Raw genomic sequence first — 1,100 nt, forward strand, 5'->3', positions numbered from 1 at the left:
CAACATAATTGCGCATTATATACCGATTATCTTAAAATGCTACCGTTTGTTCGTAAAATTTAGCATTTTATTATTTGTCTTCCCTCTCTAAAAACCAATAAAAAAGGCCGTCTGAAAAAATATTTCAGACGGCCTTTTTTATTGAATGCGTTCTATTTAACAAACTTCGACCAACCAGCCATGTTTGTCTTCTGCCAAACCGTATTGAATGTCGGTAATCGCCTTACGGATTGTATAACCGCGCTCTTGGCTCTTCACTTCAATTTCTTTACCATCAATCACGAAAGAAGTTACCGGAGAAATAACCGCAGCCGTACCGGTCAGAATCGCTTCCGCACCATTCTCAATCGCGGCTTTCAGCTCGTCGACAGTAAAGTTGCGCTCGGTAACGGTGTAGCCCAAATCTTTGGCAACAGTCAGTACAGAATCGCGGGTAACGCCGTGCAGGAATTCGTCTGTCAACGGTTTGGTAATGATTTCATCGCCGTTAATCAGGATAAAGTTAGACGCGCCGGTTTCCTGAACGTCGCCATTCGGGCAGAACAACACTTGGTTTGCACCGTGCTCTGCTTTGGCTTTCAACACCCAAGGCATGGCTGAAGCATAGTTGCCGCCGCATTTCACACGGCCCATATGTGGAGCGCAACGGATATGTTCGGTTTCCACCAAGATTTTAACGGGCGAACCGGCTTTGAAATAGTCGCCGACAGGAGAAGCCAAAATGTACAGCAAGGCTGTTTCGGAAGGAGAACCAGCTTTGCCGATCACAGGATCGGTACCGATCAAAGTCGGACGCAGGTACAACGCGGCTGGCGCATCAGGAATTTCTTCGGCAGAGCGTTTGACCAATTCAATCAAAGCATCCAAATAAGCCTCAGTCTCAGGGCGCGGCAGGTGCAGAATATCCGCACTTTGCTGCATACGCGCGATGTTGGCGGTCGGGCGGAACATCACGATTTTGCCGTTTGCCTGACGGAATGCCTTCAAGCCCTCAAAACATTCGCTGCCGTAATGCAAAGCATGCGCGCCTGGGGCGATTGTCAGGTCTGTGGAAGATTGCCACTCTACCGGCTGCCATTTACCTTCACGATAAGCGATAA

At 48.4% G+C, this 1,100-nt stretch carries 1 protein-coding gene; it reads right to left on the reverse strand.

What is annotated here, in order from left to right:
• Positions 1 to 156: 156 nt before the first annotated feature.
• On the reverse strand, positions 157 to 1,098 hold the full coding sequence (ilvE, locus tag ACTHUM_RS14975) for a branched-chain-amino-acid transaminase (RefSeq protein WP_440403287.1): 942 nt from the start codon (positions 1,096 to 1,098) through the stop codon (positions 157 to 159).
• Between the last annotated feature and the right edge of the window lie 2 nt (positions 1,099 to 1,100).

It is taken from the genome of Neisseria sp. P0021.S006, assembly GCF_051956895.1.